General features: G+C 36.3%; 15 protein-coding genes and 1 tRNA gene. 13 read left to right on the top strand and 3 right to left on the bottom strand.

What is annotated here, in order from left to right; genetic code table 11:
* The first annotated feature begins 3 nt into the window (after positions 1-3).
* Complete coding sequence (locus Q0871_RS09310; protein WP_058103959.1) at positions 4-300, top strand: co-chaperone YbbN; 297 nt, start codon at positions 4-6, stop codon at positions 298-300.
* A gap of 80 nt (positions 301-380) precedes the next feature.
* Here the strand turns inward: Q0871_RS09310 and Q0871_RS09305 are convergent, their stop codons facing one another.
* On the bottom strand, positions 381-3704 hold the full coding sequence (locus Q0871_RS09305) for a DUF2723 domain-containing protein (protein ID WP_299321236.1): 3324 nt from the start codon (positions 3702-3704) through the stop codon (positions 381-383).
* Positions 3705-3872: 168 nt separating this feature from the next.
* On the opposite strand from Q0871_RS09305, the gene Q0871_RS09300 reads away from it, so the two are divergent.
* Positions 3873-3943: transfer RNA gene (locus tag Q0871_RS09300), tRNA-Gln, on the top strand.
* A gap of 256 nt (positions 3944-4199) precedes the next feature.
* Positions 4200-4532, top strand: a complete 333-nt coding sequence (locus Q0871_RS09295) for a hypothetical protein (protein ID WP_299321235.1) — start codon at positions 4200-4202, stop codon at positions 4530-4532.
* 45 nt (positions 4533-4577) lie between these two features.
* On the opposite strand, the gene Q0871_RS09290 is transcribed toward Q0871_RS09295, so the two are convergent.
* Positions 4578-5903, bottom strand: coding sequence for a cation:proton antiporter (locus tag Q0871_RS09290; protein WP_299321234.1), 1326 nt, complete (start codon positions 5901-5903; stop codon positions 4578-4580).
* Between the two features lie 221 nt (positions 5904-6124).
* Between Q0871_RS09290 and rimP the strand changes: the two genes are divergently transcribed.
* Genes rimP through infB form a run of 3 tightly spaced genes read left to right on the top strand, consistent with a single transcriptional unit; the run spans position 6125 to position 10714 of the window.
* On the top strand, positions 6125-6586 hold the full coding sequence (gene rimP / locus Q0871_RS09285; protein ID WP_299321233.1) for a ribosome assembly cofactor RimP: 462 nt from the start codon (positions 6125-6127) through the stop codon (positions 6584-6586).
* Between the two features lie 12 nt (positions 6587-6598).
* The gene (nusA, locus tag Q0871_RS09280; RefSeq protein ID WP_073242344.1) at positions 6599-7831 is read left to right on the top strand and encodes a transcription termination factor NusA; all 1233 of its coding nucleotides are present in this window, start codon (positions 6599-6601) and stop codon (positions 7829-7831) included.
* A 42-nt stretch (positions 7832-7873) separates the two neighbouring features.
* On the top strand, positions 7874-10714 hold the full coding sequence (gene infB / locus Q0871_RS09275; RefSeq protein WP_299321232.1) for a translation initiation factor IF-2: 2841 nt from the start codon (positions 7874-7876) through the stop codon (positions 10712-10714).
* 56 nt (positions 10715-10770) lie between these two features.
* Here the strand turns inward: infB and Q0871_RS09270 are convergent, their stop codons facing one another.
* The gene (locus Q0871_RS09270; RefSeq protein ID WP_299321231.1) at positions 10771-11142 is read right to left on the bottom strand and encodes an SPOR domain-containing protein; all 372 of its coding nucleotides are present in this window, start codon (positions 11140-11142) and stop codon (positions 10771-10773) included.
* A 231-nt stretch (positions 11143-11373) separates the two neighbouring features.
* Between Q0871_RS09270 and Q0871_RS09265 the strand changes: the two genes are divergently transcribed.
* Genes Q0871_RS09265 through Q0871_RS09235 form a run of 7 tightly spaced genes read left to right on the top strand, consistent with a single transcriptional unit; the run spans position 11374 to position 21261 of the window.
* Positions 11374-12744, top strand: a complete 1371-nt coding sequence (locus Q0871_RS09265; protein WP_299321230.1) for a c-type cytochrome — start codon at positions 11374-11376, stop codon at positions 12742-12744.
* Positions 12745-12779: 35 nt separating this feature from the next.
* The gene (locus Q0871_RS09260) at positions 12780-15902 is read left to right on the top strand and encodes a TAT-variant-translocated molybdopterin oxidoreductase (RefSeq protein WP_299321229.1); all 3123 of its coding nucleotides are present in this window, start codon (positions 12780-12782) and stop codon (positions 15900-15902) included.
* Positions 15903-15934: 32 nt separating this feature from the next.
* Positions 15935-17680 (top strand): NrfD/PsrC family molybdoenzyme membrane anchor subunit, encoded by a 1746-nt coding sequence (gene nrfD, locus Q0871_RS09255; RefSeq protein WP_299321228.1) that lies wholly within the window; start codon positions 15935-15937, stop codon positions 17678-17680.
* Between the two features lie 2 nt (positions 17681-17682).
* Entirely contained in the window at positions 17683-18213 is a 531-nt protein-coding gene (locus Q0871_RS09250) for a DUF3341 domain-containing protein (RefSeq protein ID WP_299321227.1), read from the top strand.
* 2 nt (positions 18214-18215) lie between these two features.
* Positions 18216-18776: a cytochrome c gene (locus tag Q0871_RS09245; protein ID WP_299321226.1), complete on the top strand. Its 561-nt coding sequence runs from the start codon at positions 18216-18218 to the stop codon at positions 18774-18776.
* 15 nt (positions 18777-18791) lie between these two features.
* A complete protein-coding gene (locus Q0871_RS09240; RefSeq protein ID WP_299321225.1) occupies positions 18792-20126 on the top strand; it encodes a quinol:cytochrome C oxidoreductase in 1335 nt (444 codons plus the stop codon).
* A gap of 31 nt (positions 20127-20157) precedes the next feature.
* Positions 20158-21261 (top strand): cytochrome c oxidase subunit II, encoded by a 1104-nt coding sequence (locus Q0871_RS09235; RefSeq protein ID WP_299321224.1) that lies wholly within the window; start codon positions 20158-20160, stop codon positions 21259-21261.
* Positions 21262-21283 lie beyond the last annotated feature (22 nt).

The following is a 21283-nucleotide window of genomic DNA, read 5'->3' as shown; positions in this document are numbered from 1 at the left end:
TGTATGTCCAAATTTGGTGAGCTAATAGATTTAAAGGTACCCGTTCTTCTGGATTTTTATGCAGAGTGGAACGAACAGTCGACCGCAATGCATCCAGTACTAAGAGATGTGGCTGCTGCTTTAGGTGATAGAGGTAAGGTTATAAAGATTGATGTAGATAAGAATAAAGAACTTTCTCAAGCTCTACGAGTTAAAGGTTTACCTACACTTATGATTTATAAAAAAGGTGAAATGGTATGGCGCCAGAGTGGCGAACAAGATGCTAATACACTTATTGGTATTCTAAAAGAATACGTTTAAACTATCATAATTTTAAAATAAAAAAGCTTTGAGTGTAAACTCAAAGCTTTTTTATTGTGTCCTATTTTCAACAGTATCTTTTATTCTATGATTTCGGTTTTAGTATTGTCTGGTAAAATAGTATCAGATACTGGTACTGTATCCATCATATCTGGATCAGATTGTAGCATTTCTTCGCGCATGTCCATATCATCTTCATCTTTATAAAAGTGTTGAAATTTGTCGATGTACTCATTGAATATCAATGTTTCTTTCTCGGCGATATCTTCGTTATCATTAGTTATAATAATATCTATATTACGTCTGTATGCTTCCATATCTGCGATGATATCGTCAATATTGCTGTATTGCTCGTCTAAACTTGTAGAAGCATAATACTCCAGTCTTTCTTGATACTTCTTTTTTAGTTTTTCGAATAGCACACGTGCTTTTTCGCCTTCGCCAACTTTATAGTAGCCGTCTATAAAAGGTTCTACTAAAGTGTAATATCCAAATTTATCGACTGGCATATTGGTCAAAGATATTTCGATAATATCTTTAGCCCTGTCCATTTTGTTTTCTTTGATCAACGCTTCTGTCAAACGAGCCAAGTTTCCTCTAAAAGAAACACTTTGAATACGTGTTTGGGTGTCATGGTAAATATCACCACCTGCATTACCCCAATCCCATCCGGTAACAATATCATACATTAAATCAGTATCGATACGACCAAGTTCAAATGCGTTAGGTCTTTCTGTACGAATAGGTACTAGTTTATATGCTAAACCATCTAGTTGAAGGTAATCTTTCATCCAAAGGTATTCAGCATCGTCAAAACTACCTCCAGAGAAGTATAAAGGACGTTTCCAGTCATTGTTCGCTAATATGTCAAGCATCATCATGCTTTTCTTTGTTATTGCGCCCGGTAGGTCAATATCAATGTAGTCTACAATTAGGTCGGCATCTTTTTCTTTAACCAAGCCGCTGCTCAAAACATTTTGTTTGTTTACAGGAACCCTAATTTTATTGGTAGGGTAGTAGACCATGTTTTGAGTATCTTCTGAATACTGACTTAGGTCTGCTCCGTTTTGCTCAAATAAATACTTAAGTTTTGTTCTAGGTTTGTCACTATCGATCCAGTTGATGAAATCTTTAATTGGCCATCTGTTTTCGGTAATACCTTGGTGGTATAATACATCTCGTGAGCCCCATCTATATTTCTCATGAGTAATTTGAGAAGGTATCGGTGCACTTTCATATGCGGCAACCTTCATTTGGTCTACATACCAATCTGTTTCAAAAAGACTGGTACAGACAATACGTACGTCTGTTCTGTAATTTTCAATTTCTTGCGCATACCAAATAGGGAAAGTGTCGTTATCTCCGATGGTAAATAATATAGCGCCAACATCTTCTTGGCATGAGTCTAAATATGCCTTTGCAGATGAATTTGCAGTAAATCTGCCAGATCTATCATGGTCATCCCAGTTTTGTACAGCCATTACTGTTGGTACGGCAAGTAAGGTAACTACAACTACTACTGGTGCTAAAATTTTAGGCGTAATCCAATCTTTAAAACTATCATAAAGTCCATAAACTCCTAAACCTATCCAAAGGGCAAAAATATAGAATGACCCTACAAGTGAATAATCTCGTTCCCGAGGTTGAAAAATTCCAGGATTGGTGTAAAATTGAATAGCCAAACCAGTAAATAGAAAGAATATCAGCAATACCCAAAATTGTTTTTTGTCTTTTGAGACCTGAAAAACAATACCTATAATTCCTAAAATTAAAGGCAAGAAGAAATATGTATTTCTACCTGGGTTGTTTTGTATATCGCTTGGTAAGTTGTCTTGGCTACCTAATCTTATGCTATCAATAGCATCTATACCACTTAACCAGTTACCATTTTCATTGTAACGGCCTTGAACGTCATTCTGCTTTCCAACAAAGTTCCACATGAAATACCTTAAGTACATATAGTTGAACTGAAATTCAAACATATATTTTACATTGTCCCACACGGTTGGTGGTTGTACTTCTATGTATTCATCAAAACGTTTTAAAAAGCTAATGTATTGGTCGGCACCAATCTCTCCATTTGCAAAACCTATTTTAACTTGTTCCGCGGCTTGTTTTAATTCTTGATTTGGTTTCGTAATTCTGAAATCTAATGCCCCAAAATAGCGCATGTAGTTTTCTGCATTTTGTGAGCTCCACATTCTAGGTAGCAGACCTTGGTGTTTTGGATTAGGTCCTTGTACTGCATCTATATATTTGTTTACAATAATATATTTGCCAAGCGCATAATCTTTTTCATACTTTGGTTTGCCGTCTTGATCTTCACCCGCCGGTGCAAACATGTCTGAATAATAGGTGCCGTAAACAGGACTATCAACACCTGGGTATTGCTCTCTATTGTAATACGCTAAAAGTGCTCGCGCATCTTCTGGATTGTTCTCGTTGATAACAACCTTGGCATTTGCTCTAATCGGTAACATTAACCAAGATGAAAAGCCTAAGAACAAAAACATCATGCAAAGAACAATTGTATTCCCTGTTCTGTAATCGTTTTTTCGTGTATAGCTTAATGCAAGGTAAAAAGCGGCTATAAATAGTAAGCCAATAATAATTGATCCAGAGTTAAATGGTAGCCCAATACTATTAATGAAGAATACTTCTCCCCAACCGAAAAGTTGAAGAATATAGGTGAGTGAAAATTTATATACCAACATTAAAATGGCAATAACAATAATGTTTGCCAGTAAAAAGTTCTTTACAGTAGTCTCTTTGTAGGTTTTGAAATAATACAGTAGCCCAATTGATGGTATTGCCAAAAAGCCCATAAATTGTATACCGAAAGTAAGACCTACTACGAAAGAGATTAATACGATCCATTTGTTTCCACGAGGGTCATCTAAATTGTCGACCCATTTTAAGCCCATCCATAATAGTAACGCCATTATAAAACTTGCCATGGCATACACTTCAGTTTCTACGGCATTAAACCAAAAACTATCTGAAAAGGTAAATGCAAGCGATCCAACTAAAGCACTGCCAAATACGGCAATAGCCTTACTATTTGTGAAAGGACCATCTTTGTCTATTAATTTTCTGGTGATATTGGTAATTGTCCAGAACATGAATAAAATAGTAAAAGCACTGGAGACGCCAGAAACCAGGTTTACCATCATAGCAACTTGACTTGGTTCTAAAGCGAACATTGCAAAGAATGCACCTATCATTTGTAGTAATGGAGCCCCCGGTGGGTGACCCACTTGAAGCTTTGCGGCTGTTGCTATATACTCGCCCGCATCCCAAAAACTATTGGTGGGTTCTACGGTAATGTAGTATGTAATAAGTGCTATGAAAAATACGGACCATCCTAATATAGTGTCCCACTTGTGGTAGTTCTTTGAAAACATGAAGCTTGGGTTAAACCTAAGTGGCGAATTTACTAATTAATATAGAAAGGAATGAACTATTTTTATAAACCTTTAACATGGTTAAAGCAGATTTTTTTCATTTTTACTTTAAAAAATGTTTGGTGAAACAAAACTTTGTTTTAAATTTGCAGCCTCTTAAAAAGGTATTGGCCCATGGTGTAATGGTAACACTTCGGTTTTTGGTACCGTCATTCAAGGTTCGAATCCTTGTGGGCCAACTAAGAGAGCAATGCAAATCCTGGTATCAACAATTGATATCAGGATTTTTTGTTTTTATGATTTATATCATTTTATTTTAATTTCAACTCTAAGACCTTCGTTGTATATACATGTTTAATTGCTGAATGTGAAGAAATGGTTAACTGTGTGTCAGTATTTTTGTACATTTAAACCGATAACGTTACAAATACATCGGAAAAGAAACCATTTCGACAATGTTATTATATACTTTGGTACCCTAAAGAACTTAATCCTATGAAACTCTCTCCAAAAGTTTTAAAGATATTATTGATTGTTGTTTTGCTTGGATTTGGAATCGGATTCTACATGCAAGACGTGAAACATGAAGAAAGTACTGCCCATGCTTGGAAGGCGAATCGTTATAATTTGGATCGCTTCAACAAGATCATGGAGTACAATAATAAAATGAACTCTTCTAACTGGAGAGTGCTTAAGGATAGTATTGATCAGCAGTTAGATACCTTAATGATACTTCGTTTTCGTAAAGAAGTAGATAGTTTAGAAGATTCTGAACCACAGGCGTACAGCGACCAAGTTGAAGTGCATGCTTCATTTATGCCTCAATAACTCTTTCAATTTTGTATTGTAATTAAAGCGGATTTATTTTCCGTTTTAGATAGTATCCTCAGGGCTTGTTTGTTCAGGGGTATCCTTTTTAGGCTCGATAAGTTCTTCGCTTTCCGACTGCCTAATTGCATCTTCAGCTAAATTTCTCTCTGCAATCTCTTCATCAATTTCATCTAGCATTGTGCCCATTTTACGTTTATCGCGAATCATAGCCCATGTCATTACTAAACTGGTTGCGATTATTACAAACAATAGAATGCCAGATTCGAAACCTTCAATTTGTGCTTCCATTGGTATGGCGTAGAATAATAATACCGTAATTAATCCTCTTGGTGCTATAAATAACTGCGGTAGCATATCCTTACCAACAAAAACAATGAGTACCAAAAAGCGTATAATATAGATAGATGCTATAATGAGAAGGCTGACAATAGCTACGTTAATGCTCAGTAGTGACGATAATACAATGGTAATACCAAAAATTACAAAAAAGAAAGTGCGAACAACAAAGGCAGTTTCGAGCGTAACAATATGCAGCTCGTGATAAATTTGTTGCATTCGCTCGTTTTCTAGAAAAATCTTTGTTTTCCCAGGAAAGAACAAATTCACATTTTTTACAATTAGTCCAAAAACAAGTATAATGATTAAGGAAGATAAATGCATTTTCTTTCCAATTGCATAAAGAAGTAGTAGCACCGAAATAAGTAAGAATAGCTTGGCTTGGCTTTTTATACGTTGAAAAACTAATATAATGGCATAGCTAGCGACTAAAGCAATGACTATAGTAACAACTAGATTTATTCCAAAACCGACAGCTCCTGTATCTTCTGCCGGGTTTAGTTTTCCGGTTAAAAAGTAAAACATCATTATACCCATGATATCAGAAAAGGTACTTTCATAAATATGAAATTCTTTTTTCTCCTCGCTCAGTCCGCCTACGCTAGGTATAATTATAGCACTAGATAATATGGATAATGGTGTTGCATAAAGCCATGCAGATTGCATGGTCATATTAGGTATAAATTGATTGAGAATTAATGCGGCTACATAAGCAGAACCGACTAAACCAATTAGTGCGATGGCCATAGATTTTAGAATTGGCCATAGTTTTTCTCTCTTTAATTCTAATTCTAAAGCCGCTTCTAAAACGATCATTATAAGACCTACGGTGCCTAGAATTTCTAATGAGCCTTTAAAATCTGGTATTTCTGGTATAAAAAACTCAAGTCCTATTTTGATTAGAATACCTAAGACAATGAGCATGAGAACGGCAGGGATATTCGTTTTTTTAGAGATGCCGTTAAAAAAGAATGATAATACTACAATTAAAGATGCACCTATAATTAGGTTGTAAGATGAAAGAATTTCCATTAGTGTTATTTTGGTTGGTGTTGTGCTAAAAATAAGATAATTTCTAAAAGCGCATATTTTTTGTTGTGATTATTATTTATTTTGATTGTTTTCATAGTGAATGAATTAGGTGTAAATAGACTATTGTAGGAAATTAAATTTATTGTATATTTGCAAAGCTGAAAGGATATAAAAGTATTCATGAGGGGACAATTAGTCCCCTCTTTTATTACTTATTATTTATGCTAAAGGAAAAAGTAAAAGAATTATTGGAACAAGGTCTTCAAGAAGATCCCTCCCTATTTTTAATCGATTTCACTATGGGTGCTGATAATAGCATTCATGTGGTAATAGACGGTGATCATGGGGTTACGGTTAATGATTGTATAAAAATAAGTAGGGCTATTGAAAATAATTTAGATCGTGAAGAACACGATTTTTCCCTTGAGGTTGCCTCTGCAGGTGCAGCGGCTCTGTTGGTTATGCCTCGTCAATATGTAAAGAATATTGGTAGAAAACTTGAAGTTCGTACAAACGACGATAAGTTTGAGGGAAATTTGACCGCTGTCAATGATGATTCTATTATTTTGGAGTGGAAAGCTAGAGAGCCTAAATCAATTGGTAAAGGAAAAGTGACCGTTCAGAAAAAAGAAGAAGTAAATTTTTCAGATATTATTAAAGCAAAAGTTGTATTAAAATTTTAATTGTAATTACCAATGGAAAATATTGCGTTAATTGAATCTTTCTCAGAGTTTAAGGACGATAAGTTCATAGACAGGGTAACATTGATGGCCATTTTGGAAGATGTTTTTAGAAATGCGCTTAAAAAGAAGTTTGGTTCAGATGATAACTTTGATATCATTATAAACCCAGATAAAGGTGATTTGGAAATTTGGAGAAACCGTATCGTTGTAAACGATGGTGAGGTGGAAGAGCCGAATGAAGAAATTTCATTAACTGCTGCTCGTAAAATTGAACCAGATTTTGAAGTTGGTGAAGATGTATCTGAAGAGGTGAAGTTGATTGATTTAGGAAGAAGAGCTATTTTGGCATTACGTCAAAATCTTATTTCTAAAATTCATGAGCATGATAATACAACTATTTATAAGCACTTTAAAGATTTAGAGGGCGAAATTTACACGGCAGAAGTTCATCACATTCGTCATAAAGCTATCATTTTGTTAGATGATGAAGGTAATGAGATAATCTTGCCAAAAGATAGACAGATACCTTCAGATTTCTTCCGTAAGGGCGATAATGTTAGAGGTATTATTGAAAGTGTAGAATTAAAAGGTGCTAAGCCTACTATAATAATGTCTAGAAGTTCACCTAAATTCTTGGAGCAATTGTTCTTTCAAGAAATACCAGAGGTGTTCGACGGATTGATTACTGTTAAGAAAGCGGTTAGAATACCAGGGGAAAAAGCGAAGGTTGCTGTAGACTCTTATGATGATCGTATTGATCCAGTAGGTGCCTGTGTAGGTATGAAAGGATCTAGGATTCATGGTATTGTTCGTGAATTAGGTAATGAAAATATCGATGTTATTAACTGGACTGCTAACCCTCAATTGTTAGTTACTAGAGCATTAAGTCCGGCAAGAGTTTCTTCTGTTAAGTTAAATGAAGAGAAGATGACCGCTCAAGTTTACTTGAAGCCAGAGGAGGTTTCAAAGGCAATTGGTAGAGGTGGGCACAATATTAGATTAGCTGGTCAATTAACTGGTTATGAGATAGATGTATTCCGTGAAGGAGTAGAGGAAGATGTTGAATTAACAGAGTTCTCTGATGAAATCGATGCTTGGATTATAGAGGAATTCAAGAAGATCGGATTTGATACAGCACGTAGCGTCTTAGAACAAGATGTTAACGATTTAGTGAAGCGTACAGATTTAGAAGAGGAAACTATTTTAGAAGTTGTGCGTATCCTAAAAGAAGAATTAGAAGATTAGCTATATATTAGCGCTTAAATAAAAGAACGGGAATCAGTATTTATGGCAGACAATGCAAAAATAAGGCTTAATAAAGTTCTTCGTGAACTTAATATTTCCTTGGATAGGGCAGTGGACTTTCTTAACGGAAAAGGACATGATGTGGAAGCGAGGCCTACCACAAAAATTTCCGATGATGTTTATCAAGTTTTGCTTGACGAGTTCCAGACGGATAAGAGCAAAAAGGTAGCTTCAAAGGAAGTTGGTGAGGAAAAGCGTAAGGAGAAGGAGGCAATTCGAGTTCGATTAGAAAAAGAACAAGAAGATCGTCGCTTGTCCCGTGAGCGAAGAAACGCTGAATCTGAAGAGAAAGCTTTGGTTGGTAAGGTTGAACTTTCCGGACCTAAAATGGTCGGTAAAATTGATCTTAATCCTAAGAAAAAAGTTAAGGAAGAACCTGTAAAGGAGGCTCCGAAGGCTGAGGAAAAGGTTGCTCCGAAAGTGGAGGAAAAAGCTGCGCCTAAGGTTGAAGTTAAAGAAACTAGAAAGGTTGTTTTACAAGGGCCAAAGATAGTATCTCAACCGGTGAAGAAAGAAGAGGTTAAGAAAGAAGAGCCTAAAGTAGAAGCTCCGAAAGCAGCAGCGCCGAAAGTTGAAGAGACTAAGAAGCCTGAAGTTAAGAAGGAATCTGCTAAGGTAGAACCTGTAGCTGAAGTTGCTCCAGAGTCTGAGGCTCCAAAAACTATTGAGACTCAATATCAAAAATTATCAGGTCCGAAAATTGCGGGTGAGAAAATCGACCTTAGCAAATTTGAGAAACCTAAGAAAAAGAAGGAAGATAAAAAACCTGCTGCTGGTATTGATCGTAAAAAGAGACGTAGAAGAATTGTAACAAAGAATCCTTCTGGTCCTGGTCAAAATAGAAATACTGGTAACAGTGGTGATAGAAATAAAGGTAGAGGGAGATTTGCACCGGTTGCAAAAGTAGAGCCTACTGAAGAAGACGTTCAAAAGCAAGTACGTGAAACTCTAGAAAAACTTCAAGGTAAATCTAAGAAGGGTAAAGGGGCTAAGTACAGAAGAAGTAAAAGAGATCAGCATCGTGAGCAGACTGAGAAAGATTTAGAACAACAGGAATTAGAGAACAAGGTACTTAAAGTTACTGAGTTCGTTACAGCAACTGAGGTTGCAACTATGATGGGTGTTTCTACGACCGAAATTATTTCTGCTTGTATGTCATTAGGTTTAATGGTAACAATGAATCAGCGTTTAGATGCTGAAACATTATCTATTGTTGCTGATGAATTCGGTTATGAAGTAGATTTCGTTACTGCTGATATTGAAGAAAGTATAGTAGAAGAGGTTGATGCTCCAGAAGATTTAAAATCAAGAGCGCCTATTGTTACTGTAATGGGTCACGTGGATCATGGTAAGACATCTTTATTGGATTATATCCGTAAAGAAAATGTTATTGCTGGTGAAAGTGGTGGTATTACACAACATATTGGTGCATATGGTGTAACTCTTGAGAATGGAGAGCGTATTGCTTTCTTAGATACGCCTGGTCACGAAGCGTTTACTGCGATGCGTGCAAGAGGTGCTCAAGTTACAGATATTGCAATTATTGTAATTGCCGCAGATGATGACATTATGCCACAAACGAAAGAAGCAATTAGTCATGCGCAAGCTGCTGGTGTACCAATCGTTTTTGCAATAAATAAGGTAGATAAGTCTACTTCTAACCCAGATAAGATTAAAGAAGGTTTAGCGCAAATGAACTTACTGGTAGAAGATTGGGGTGGTAAAATACAATCTCATGATATTTCTGCTAAAACTGGTTTAGGTGTTAAGGAGTTATTGGAAAAAGTTTTACTTGAAGCTGAATTGTTAGAGTTAAAAGCAAATCCAGATAAGCATGCTACAGGTACTGTGGTAGAAGCTTTCTTAGATAAAGGTAAAGGTTATGTGTCTACTGTATTAGTACAGTCGGGTACGCTTAAAATAGGTGATTATGTATTAGCTGGTACCACTAGTGGTAAAATTAAGGCAATGCAAGATGAAAGAGGTCATAATATCAAAGCAGCTGGACCGTCTACGCCAATATCTATTTTAGGTCTTGATGGTGCTTCGCAAGCAGGTGATAAGTTCTATGTGTTAGAAGATGAACGTGAGGCAAAACAAATTGCTTCAAGAAGATCTCAATTACAACGTGAGCAGTCTGTTAGAACACAACGTCATATAACACTTGATGAAATTGGGCGTAGAATTGCATTGGGAGATTTCAAAGAACTTAATATTATCCTTAAAGGGGATGTTGATGGTTCTGTTGAAGCACTTACTGATTCTTTCCAAAAATTGTCTACCGATGAAATTCAGGTAAATATTATTCACAAAGCAGTTGGTCCTATTACAGAATCAGATGTATTATTAGCTTCGGCTTCAGATGCTGTTATAATTGGGTTTAATGTAAGACCAATGGGTAATGCTAAGGCAATTGCTGAAAAAGAGGAAATTGATATCCGTATGTATTCTATTATATATGCAGCGATCAATGATCTTAAAGATGCGATGGAAGGTATGTTGTCTCCTGAAATGAAAGAAGAGATATCTGGTACTGCTGAAATTAGAGAAACATTTAAGATTTCTAAAATTGGTACCATTGCAGGTTGTATGGTAACTAGTGGTAAAATCTTTAGAAATTCTAATATTAGATTAATACGTGATGGTGTAGTTATATATACTGGTACATTGACTTCTTTAAAACGATTTAAAGATGATGTTAGGGAAGTAGCAAAAGGATATGATTGTGGTCTTCAAATCAAGAACTATAATGATATAAATGAAGGAGATATCGTTGAAGCGTTCCAGGAAGTTGCAGTGAAGAAGAAATTGAAGTCTAAATAAGATTTTAATAGATAGAGTATTTAAATCTCTTTAAAAATAAAGCAAAAAAAATCGACCTATTTGGTCGATTTTTTTGGTTTTAATAACATTGCATCAGGATACTTAATTCTAACCTCGTTAAACTTTCGCTCTGCATCTAATTTAGAGGTGAATCTGCCGACTCTGACTCTGTAAGTAGGAGAGTCAAAATCTATTTTAGATGACAAATCTGGAAAATCTTCCTCAACATTTGCTTTTATTTTTTGCGCCTTGGCGTAATTTCCAAAACCAACTTGTATTCTGTAATATTCATTATTGCTTAGAGAAGATTTATAGATTTCTAACAACTGGTCAATCTTAGGGTTTTGTTCAATGTTTACATTTGCACCTTGCGCATAGCTAAAGTGAGCAAAACATGTAAAAACCACTATGGTACTTAGAATTTTCATAACCTATTTTTAATTTTATTTTTGTTACACGCAAAAGTAATTTATTAAGGATCAAACAAATAAATCGAGATCTATTTAGAATATTTCTAAATTGTAAATTATAGATACATTAACATTTTCCAAATAAAGTCTATGTCGTATTTTTGTCTTCGATTTAGGCATTTGGTGGATTATAATTGGTTTCATCTATGACCAAAATCATGCCAAGATTCCGATAGAAATATTCGATATATGAAAAAGGTTCCAAACCGAAATCAGTTTTCTAAAATTTTAGGTTTATCCCTAATAGCATTTTTGCTTTTTGTAAGTCCGTTAATAGCGCAGGATGAACCTGCTGCTGACGATGCAACCACTGAGGTGGCTGCTGGTGCCGGTGATGCAAAAAATGGTAAAGCATTGTTCAATCAGAATTGTGCTGCATGTCATGCGTTGAATCGTAAGATGACCGGACCTGCATTAGAAAATGTAGAAAGTAGATTAAGCGAAGATGAAGGCTTAGGTAAAGAATGGTTGTACGCTTGGATTAAGAATAGTCCTGGTGTAATCAAATCAGGAGATGCTTATGCTAATAAGCTATATGCTGAGTATAATCAAGCGGCAATGACTGCTTTTCCAACATTGTCAGATAGTGATATTGATGATATATTAGCGTATACCGCTGCTGCTCCTGCTGCTGCGCCGGCTCCTGCTGCGGGTGATGCTCAGGCTGCTGCTACAACTACTGGTTCTGCTGGTGTTTCTAACGAAATCATATTAGGTGCTTTGGTGCTTGTGTTTGGTTTGTTAGTGGTTATGCTGTTGTTAGTGAATAAAACGTTGCAGCGTATAGCGCAGGCAAACGGTATTGCTCTAGAGAAAGATAGTGCTTCAAAAAGAACTCCTATTTGGAAAGCTTTCGCTCAAAATCAGTTTTTGGTTTTGGTTACTGCAATCGTCTTGTTGTTGGGTAGTGCTTATTTTGCGTACGGTTGGATGATGCAAGTTGGGGTTGATCAAGGTTATGCGCCTATTCAGCCTATACATTATTCTCATAAAATTCATGCTGGTGATAATAAAATTGAATGTAAGTATTGTCACTCTTCGGCTAGAGTTTCTAAGCATTCAGGTATTCCTTCATTGAATGTATGTATGAATTGTCATAAATCGGTTTATGAGTACACGGGTAATCCGGAAGGACCTTCTCAAGAAGATTTGGAAAATGGTTACACGAATGAATTCTATACTGGTGAGATTAAGAAATTATATAAAGCAGTAGGTTGGGATGAGGAAACTCAGAACTATACTGGCGATAGTCAGCCTGTAGAATGGGTTAGAATACATAACCTTCCTGATTTTGCATATTTCAATCACTCACAGCACGTTTCTGTTGCTGGTGTTGAATGTCAAACTTGTCACGGTCCTGTTGAGGAAATGGAGATTATGTATCAATATTCTCCATTAACAATGGGTTGGTGTATTGATTGTCATAGAGAAACAAACGTGAAAGTAGAAGGCAATGAGTATTACGAGAAAATACATGCTGAGCTTTCTAAGAAGTACGGTGTAGAGAATTTAACAGCTGCTCAGTTGGGTGGACTGGAATGTGGTAAATGTCACTATTAATAATAATTTAAAGAAGCTAATTACAGATAATACGTATGGCATCAAACAAAAAATATTGGAAGAACGAGGCGGAGTTAAATCCTAACGATTCCATTGTTGAGGCGCTAAAGCAGAATGAATTTGTAGAGCAGATTCCTGTGGATGATTTCTTGGGTGACAAGGAAACTTTGTCTTCTACAAATACAAATCGTAGAGATTTCTTGAAGTATGTTGGGTTTAGTACCGCGGCTGCTTCTTTAGCTGCATGTGAAGGTCCGGTTGTAAAATCGATTCCTTATGTGGTATTGCCAGAGAATATAGTTCCAGGTGTTGCAAATTATTATGCAACAACTATAGCTAACGGATTTGATTTTGCAAGCATATTAATTAAGACCCGTGAAGGTCGTCCGATTAAAGTTGAGAATAATACCTTGGCTAAAATAGGAGGTTCTGCAAATGCAAGAGTTCAGGGTTCTGTTCTTTCTTTGTACGATAGTACTAGATTACAAGGGCCATTAGCAAATGGAGAGCCTGTTGAATGGGATGTGTTGAATGCAGCAGTAAAAGCTAAGATGGGCGGACTTAAGGGTTCGGCTAAAAAGATAGCTGTACTTACGCAAACATACGCTAGTCCGTCAACGGATCGCTTGATGTCTGATTTAGTTGTGGCTAATGAAAATGTTGTTCATGTTACTTATGACGCGATTTCAGAGGATGCTGCTTTGACTGCATTTGAAAATAAATATGGAGAGCGTGCTTTAGCGGATTACGATTTCGAAAAAGCTGGACTTATTGTTTCTTTTGGAGCAGATTTTATTGCTGATTGGCAAGGTGGCGGATATGATGCCGGTTATTCTAGAGGTCGTGTTCCTAAGAATGGTAAAATGTCAAGACATGTACAGTTAGAGGCGAATATGTCATTAACCGGTGCAAATGCAGATAAGCGTGTGGCTATGAAGCCAAGTGCTCAGAAAGTTGTATTAGCTAAATTATATGGAAAACTAAATGGTACTTCGGTAGGTGGTAACACTTCTGAGTATGATGCATTAGTTGATTCTATAGCTTTAGAAATTAAGAAGGCAGGTTCAAGTGCAGTTGTTGTAACTGGTTTAGATGATGTTAATGCTCAGGCGGTTGTTTTGGCTATTAACGAAATGTTAGCTAGTAAGGCATTTGATGTTGTTGCGCCTAAATATATTAGAAAAGGTAGTGTTAAAGCTGTAAATGCTTTAATTGCCGATATGAAAGCAGGTAGAGTTGGTGCTTTGTTGATGGATGGAGTTAATCCTGTGTATTCTTTGCCAAATGCTGCTGATTTTAAAGAAGGTTTGTCTAAAGTGGATCTAACGGTTGCTTTTTCTACAAACTGGAACGAGACCACTGAAGCAGTTCAGTATGTTGGGTCTACAAATCACTACTTGGAGTCTTGGGGTGATATTGAAATCAAAAAGGGGCATTACAGTTTAATGCAGCCTACAATTAAAGAATTATTTGATACAAAGCAGTTTCAAACTGTAGTTTTAGGATTACTTGGAAGCGAGCAAACGTATTATGATTATATAAAAGATACATGGTCTTCTTCTGTTCTTAACGGAGCTAGTTGGAACCAGGCGTTGCAAGATGGTGTTTTCAGTGCAGACACTATGGTTGTTAATGCTGAAGGCGCTACACAAAATGTAGCTGCTGTTGTAGAAGATGCTACTGAAGTTGTTACTAATACTTCTATGACTTCTGCTATTCGTAGTTTAGCAAATACTACTAGTGATGGTATGGAGCTTACTTTGTATTCAAAAGTAGGTATGGGTGATGGTCAGCAAGCAAGTAACCCTTGGTTGCAAGAGTTCCCTGATCCAATTACAAGAGTATCTTGGGATAACTATGTTACCATTTCTAAGGCTGATGCTGTTGAGTTAGGTGTAGAGAATGTAAATGTCGCTAATGGCGGTATGGATGGTAACTACGTAAAGCTTACTGTAAATGGTGTGAGTCTTGATCAAGTTCCGGTTGTAGTTCAGCCAGGTCAAGCAAAAGGTACGGTAGGTCTTTCTTTTGGTTATGGTAAAAAAGTAGGATTGAAAGAAGATATGCAAACTGGGGTTAACGCCTTTACTTTGTATGATGGTTTCAATGCTAATCAATCTGTAAGTGTAGAAAAAGTTGCAGGTAACCATGAGTTTGCTTGTATTCAATTGCATAAAACCCTTATGGGTAGAGGAGATATCATAAAGGAAACAACTTTAGAGATATTCAATACTAAAAATCATTCTGAGTGGAATGAGGTTCCTATGGTTTCTTTAGATCACCAAGAGGTCCCTGCAACATCTGTTGATTTGTGGGATAGCTTTGATCGCACCATTGGACATCATTTTAATATGTCGATCGATTTAAATGCTTGTACCGGTTGTGGTTCATGTGTTATTGCTTGTCATGCTGAGAATAACGTGCCAGTAGTTGGTAAAGCTGAAGTAAGAAAATCAAGAGATATGCATTGGTTGCGTATCGATAGATATTATTCTTCAGAAGAAACTTTCGAAGGTGATAACGAAAAGAAAGATGGTTTTGAAGGTTTATTTGGTGATGCTGGTTCATTAGGAGGTTTCGGTGAGTTAGAAGATCCTTCTGCTAATCCTCAGGTTGCTTTTCAGCCTGTAATGTGTCAACACTGTAACCATGCACCTTGTGAAACTGTTTGTCCTGTTGCGGCAACATCTCACGGTAGACAAGGTCAAAATCAAATGGCTTATAACAGATGTGTAGGTACGAGATATTGTGCCAACAACTGTCCTTATAAAGTACGTAGATTTAACTGGTTCTTGTATAATAACAATGACGAGTTCGATTTCCATATGAATAACGATTTGGGTAAAATGGTATTGAACCCAGATGTAAATGTTCGTTCTAGAGGTGTTATTGAAAAATGTTCTATGTGTATTCAAAAAACACAAAAAACTATTCTTGATGCTAAAAGAGATGGACGTGTTATTGCTGACGGAGAATTCCAAACAGCTTGTTCTTCAGCTTGTAGTAATGGAGCCATTGTATTTGGTGATATTAATGATGAGAAGAGTAAAGTAGCAGAATTAAAAGCGAGTGACCGTATGTACCACTTATTGGAGCATGTAGGTACTCAACCAAATGTTTTCTATCACGTTAAGGTTAGAAACACCAACGAAGCATAAACAATAGTAGAAAGTAATTATAACAAAAGTCTATGGCGTCGCATTACGAAGCACCTATACGTAAACCCCTAGTTATTGGGAACAAAGGCTACCACGATGTAACTGTGGATATTGCCGCTCCAGTAGAAGGAAGAGCAAACAAGCATTGGTGGATAGTTTTTTCCATTGCCTTAGTGGCATTTTTTTGGGGAGTAGGTTGTATTATTTATACGGTCTCTACCGGTATCGGTACTTGGGGTCTTAACAAAACTGTAAACTGGGCTTGGGATATTACCAACTTCGTTTGGTGGGTAGGTATCGGTCACGCCGGTACTTTGATCTCGGCAGTATTATTATTGTTCCGTCAGAAATGGAGAATGGCAATTAACCGTTCTGCAGAGGCAATGACAATTTTCTCTGTAGTTCAAGCAGGTTTGTTTCCAATTATTCACATGGGTCGTCCTTGGTTAGCATATTGGGTACTACCTATTCCAAATCAGTTCGGTTCGTTATGGGTGAACTTTAACTCACCACTTCTTTGGGATGTATTTGCAATTTCTACATATTTATCTGTTTCATTGGTATTCTGGTGGACAGGTCTTCTTCCTGATTTTGCGATGATTCGTGATAGAGCGGTTTTGCCATTTCAAAAGAAAATATATAGTTTATTAAGTTTCGGTTGGACAGGCCGTGCTAAAGATTGGCAACGATTCGAAGAAGTTTCATTGGTCCTTGCAGGTCTTGCAACACCTTTGGTATTATCTGTACACACCATTGTATCTTTTGATTTTGCTACCTCGGTAATACCAGGTTGGCATACAACTATCTTTCCACCGTACTTCGTTGCAGGGGCAATCTTCTCTGGTTTCGCTATGGTGAATACATTATTGATTATAATGAGAAAGGTGTGTCATTTAGAAAATTATATTACTATTCAGCATATTGAGTTAATGAACATAGTAATCATGTTGACAGGTTCTATTGTAGGTTGTGCCTATATTACAGAGCTGTTCATGGCATGGTATTCAGGTGTTGAATACGAGCAGTATGCGTTCTTGAACAGAGCAACCGGACCTTACTGGTGGGCTTACTGGTCAATGATGACTTGTAATGTATTCTCTCCGCAGTTCATGTGGTTCAAAAAATTAAGAACTAGTATCATGTTCTCTTTCTTTATTTCTATCGTGGTAAACATAGGAATGTGGTTCGAAAGATTCGTGATTATCGTAACCTCTTTACATAGAGATTACCTTCCATCTTCTTGGACAATGTTCTCACCAACATTTGTTGATATCGGTATCTTTATTGGTACTATAGGTTTCTTTTTTGTATTGTTCTTGTTATATGCTAGAACATTCCCTGTAATTGCACAGGCAGAGGTGAAATCTATCTTGAAAGCTTCAGGTGAAAAGTATAAGACATTAAGAGACTCTGGTAAGCCGATGTATCAAATTACAAAATTAAAGGCAGAAGTTAAGGAGCCAATTACCGATGATGTTTTAATGGGTGAAGTAGTGCCTACTGTTGGAGATAAAGTAGGGGTGTCTGATTTGTTAAGTGCTGTTGGAAGCTTTGATGCAACTACTCAAGAAGCAGATGATTTAAAGAAAGTTAAAGGTATAGGTCCTCAAATGGAAGCTACCTTGAATGAGATAGGAATTTACAAATTTGCTCAAGTAGCTAGAATGACTGAGAGTGAATATAATTTGTTAGATTCTATTACAGGTTCTTTCCCAGGTAGAGCACAACGTGATGACTGGGCTGGACAAGCAGGAATTTTATTAAATAACAAAAGATAAATATGGCATCTAAAGTTATACACGCTTTTTACGATGATGATGATGTGCTAATGCTTGCCGTTAAAAAGGTTAAAGCAGCAAAGCTTCATATTGAAGAAGTATATTGTCCTTTTCCTGTACATGGATTAGACAAGGCAATGGGATTGGCTCCGACAAGATTAGCGATAACGGCTTTTTTATATGGTTGTGTTGGTCTTACTGTAGCAACCCTTATGATGAATTATATCATGATTGAAGATTGGCCCCAAGATATTGGTGGTAAGCCAAGTTTTAGTTATCTGGAGAATTTACCGGCATTCGTTCCAATTATGTTCGAATTAACGGTTTTCTTTGCAGCTCACTTAATGGTTATTACTTTTTATCTTAGAAGTAGATTATGGCCTTTTAAGGAAGCCGAGAATCCTGATGTAAGAACTACGGATGATCATTTTTTAATGGAAATTGAAATCCATGACAACGAGCAAGAATTAAGAGATTTATTAATGGATACTGGTGCAGTTGAAATTAATGTATCAGAAAAAAACAGTCATTAAATATGAACAGTTTTAAGAAATTAGCAATACTATTTGGTTTAGCTATCGTGGCGACTTCTTGTCAAACTGAGGGTTCTAGAAACTATCAGTACATGCCTAATATGTATGAGTCTGTAGGTTATGAAGCTTATGGTGAGGCAGATCTTTTGCCAAATAACGCTGAAGCTATGTTACCACCGGCAAATACTATTAATAGAGGTTGGTTGCCTTACGAAATCGAAAATTCTCCTGAAGGTAAAGAATTATCAAGATTACAAAGTAGCCCATTAGATTCAATGAATGTTGAAACTAACTTGGCTAAAGGTGGTCAACTATATACAATTTACTGTGCAATTTGTCATGGTGATAAAGGAGACGGTAAAGGAACTCTTGTAAAAAGAGAAAAGATATTAGGCGTGCCTAGTTATGCTGACCCAGTAAGAAACTTGACAGTAGGATCTACATATTATACAATTCATTATGGATTGAATTCCATGGGTTCTTATGCATCTCAAATGAATACAGAAGAGATGTGGCAAGTATCTGAATATGTAATGACACTGAAACAAGATTTAACCAAATAATAGGTAAACAATACTATGTATACGTTTTCAAATAGACTCAAAATAGCTTCCATCGTTCTAATGATAGTAGGTGCATTAGGAATTATTGGTGGGTTTGTTATGGCTCCCGGAACTATAGCAGAGGCAAAAGAAATGGTAGCAAGTCATGACGGAGGTCATGGTGAAGCCCATGTAGCTGAAGCTGAACATGTAACTACGGAAAGTGATCGCGCGGTTGCTGAATCTCATGGTGAAGAACACGATTCTTCTCATGATCAGCATTTGTTAGATCAATTAAAGAACAGACCTTGGGCGGCATTATATGTTGCAGCATTCTTCTTTTTTATGATATCATTAGGGGTGTTAGCTTTTTATGCTATTCAACGTGCTGCACAGGCAGGTTGGTCTCCATTGTTATTTAGGGTAATGGAAGGGATTACTGCTTACTTGGTTCCTGGTGGAATTATAGTATTTGTAATCTTGCTTCTTTCTGTACTTCATATGAATCACTTATTCATTTGGATGGATGAAACTGTAGTTGCTCATGATGCATTACTTCAAGGTAAAGCGGGATATTTAAATCCTACATTTTTCTTAATCAGAGCAGCTATATTTTTAGCAGGTTGGATTGGATATAGAGAATACTCTAGAAAATTATCTATTGCTCAAGATGCCTCAGATGATAATTCAAACTTTAAATTGAACTTTAGAATATCTGCTGGTTTCTTAGTATTCTATCTTATATCTGAGTCTATTATGTCTTGGGATTGGATTATGAGTGTTGAGCCACATTGGTTTAGTACATTGTTTGGATGGTACATTTTTGCTAGCATGTTCGTATCTGGTATTACTGTTATCGCGATGGTTACAATCTATTTGAAATCTAAAGGTCATTTGCCAGACGTTAATAATAGTCATATTCATGATTTGGCTAAATTCATGTTCGGTATTAGTATCTTTTGGACATACCTATGGTTCTCTCAATTCATGTTAATTTGGTATTCTAACATACCTGAAGAGGTAACGTATTACGTAACTAGAATTGCTGACTATAGATTACCTTTCTTTGGTATGGTGGCTATGAACTTCTTGTTCCCTGTTCTATTATTAATGAATAGTGATTATAAGAGAATCAATTGGTTCGTAATTTTAACAGGTATAGTAATCCTTGCAGGTCACTATATGGATATCTTTAATGCCATTATGCCATCTACAGTTGGTGATAACTGGTTTATTGGTATTCCTGAAATTGGTTCTGTATTATTTTTTGCAGGTCTATTTATATTCTGGATATTCAGAGCGATTTCAACACAACCGCTGCAACCAAAAAGAAATCCTTTTATTGAAGAAAGTAGACACTTTCATTACTAGTAATTAAGTAAGTATAACATTTATATATACAATGACGACATTATTAACTTTAGCTGTACTTGTTCTTGTAGCCATTGCCATTTGGCAATTGACTAAAATATTTGAATTATCTCAGCTTAAAACAGAACAGCACCAAATAGCAACGGATAGCGATAATAAGAATAATGGATACATGTTATTCGCATTCTTGGTATTCATCTACGGAATTACAATTTTCAGTTTCTGGAAGTACGGTAAATTTTTATTACCTGAAGCAGGTTCTGCTCATGGTGAAGAGTATGATAGCTTGATGTTAGTATCGATGGTTATTATATTTATAGTACAGACATTAACACAGGCACTATTACACTATTTCGGTTATAAGTATTCTGGTAAGAAAGGTCAGAAAGCGTTGTTTTACGCTGATAATGATCGTTTAGAGTTCATCTGGACAATTATACCCGTAATCGTATTAGCAGGTCTTATACTTTGGGGATTATACACATGGACAACTATTATGGATGTTAATGATGAAGATGACCCAATTATAGTTGAGTTATATGCACAGCAATTTAACTGGACTGCTAGATATGGTGGTGGAGATAATGTTTTAGGTGGCGCCAATGTTAGAATGATCGATATCGATAAAGCAAATGTGTTAGGTTTGGATGAATCTGATACTTATGCACATGATGATGTTATTGTTAAAGAATTGCATTTGCCGGTAGGTAGAAAAGTGAATTTTAAAATGCGTTCTCAAGATGTATTGCACTCGGCTTATATGCCTCACTTTAGAGCACAGATGAACTGTGTACCAGGTATGATTACTGAATTTTCGTTTACACCGATTTACACTACAGAAGAAATGAGAATGAATCAAGATGTGGTAGCTAAAGTGAAGAGAACTAATAAGCTACGTGCAGAGAAAGCTGTGAAAACAGGAGAGGCAATTGATCCTTGGGAGTTTGATTATATCTTGCTTTGTAATAAGATTTGTGGAAAGTCACATTACAATATGCAAATGAAGATAATTGTAGAAACAGAAGAGGAGTATAATGAATGGATGAAAGGTCAGTCAACATTCGCCGAGACGGTAATGAAAGACGAAGCTAGTCCTGCATTTAATACTGTAAGTTCAGTTTCAATAGGAGAGTAGTTTTTTATACTCAAGTCAACAA

The organism is uncultured Maribacter sp., assembly GCF_947500985.1.
Lineage (GTDB): Bacteria > Bacteroidota > Bacteroidia > Flavobacteriales > Flavobacteriaceae > Maribacter.
Note: the sequence above shows the minus strand (reverse complement) of the source record. Positions and strands in the feature narration are given on the sequence as shown.

Excerpts from the sequence above, each read along its gene's own strand:
- Q0871_RS09310 (WP_058103959.1), top strand. The coding sequence starts at position 4 with ATGTCCAAATTTGGTGAGCTAATAGATTTAAAGGTACCCGTTCTTCTG.
- Q0871_RS09305 (WP_299321236.1), bottom strand. The coding sequence starts at position 3,704 with ATGTTTTCAAAGAACTACCACAAGTGGGACACTATATTAGGATGGTCC.
- Q0871_RS09295 (WP_299321235.1), top strand. The coding sequence starts at position 4,200 with ATGAAACTCTCTCCAAAAGTTTTAAAGATATTATTGATTGTTGTTTTG.
- Q0871_RS09290 (WP_299321234.1), bottom strand. The coding sequence starts at position 5,903 with ATGGAAATTCTTTCATCTTACAACCTAATTATAGGTGCATCTTTAATT.
- rimP (WP_299321233.1), top strand. The coding sequence starts at position 6,125 with ATGCTAAAGGAAAAAGTAAAAGAATTATTGGAACAAGGTCTTCAAGAA.
- nusA (WP_073242344.1), top strand. The coding sequence starts at position 6,599 with ATGGAAAATATTGCGTTAATTGAATCTTTCTCAGAGTTTAAGGACGAT.
- infB (WP_299321232.1), top strand. The coding sequence starts at position 7,874 with ATGGCAGACAATGCAAAAATAAGGCTTAATAAAGTTCTTCGTGAACTT.
- Q0871_RS09270 (WP_299321231.1), bottom strand. The coding sequence starts at position 11,142 with ATGAAAATTCTAAGTACCATAGTGGTTTTTACATGTTTTGCTCACTTT.
- Q0871_RS09265 (WP_299321230.1), top strand. The coding sequence starts at position 11,374 with ATGAAAAAGGTTCCAAACCGAAATCAGTTTTCTAAAATTTTAGGTTTA.
- Q0871_RS09260 (WP_299321229.1), top strand. The coding sequence starts at position 12,780 with ATGGCATCAAACAAAAAATATTGGAAGAACGAGGCGGAGTTAAATCCT.
- nrfD (WP_299321228.1), top strand. The coding sequence starts at position 15,935 with ATGGCGTCGCATTACGAAGCACCTATACGTAAACCCCTAGTTATTGGG.
- Q0871_RS09250 (WP_299321227.1), top strand. The coding sequence starts at position 17,683 with ATGGCATCTAAAGTTATACACGCTTTTTACGATGATGATGATGTGCTA.
- Q0871_RS09245 (WP_299321226.1), top strand. The coding sequence starts at position 18,216 with ATGAACAGTTTTAAGAAATTAGCAATACTATTTGGTTTAGCTATCGTG.
- Q0871_RS09240 (WP_299321225.1), top strand. The coding sequence starts at position 18,792 with ATGTATACGTTTTCAAATAGACTCAAAATAGCTTCCATCGTTCTAATG.
- Q0871_RS09235 (WP_299321224.1), top strand. The coding sequence starts at position 20,158 with ATGACGACATTATTAACTTTAGCTGTACTTGTTCTTGTAGCCATTGCC.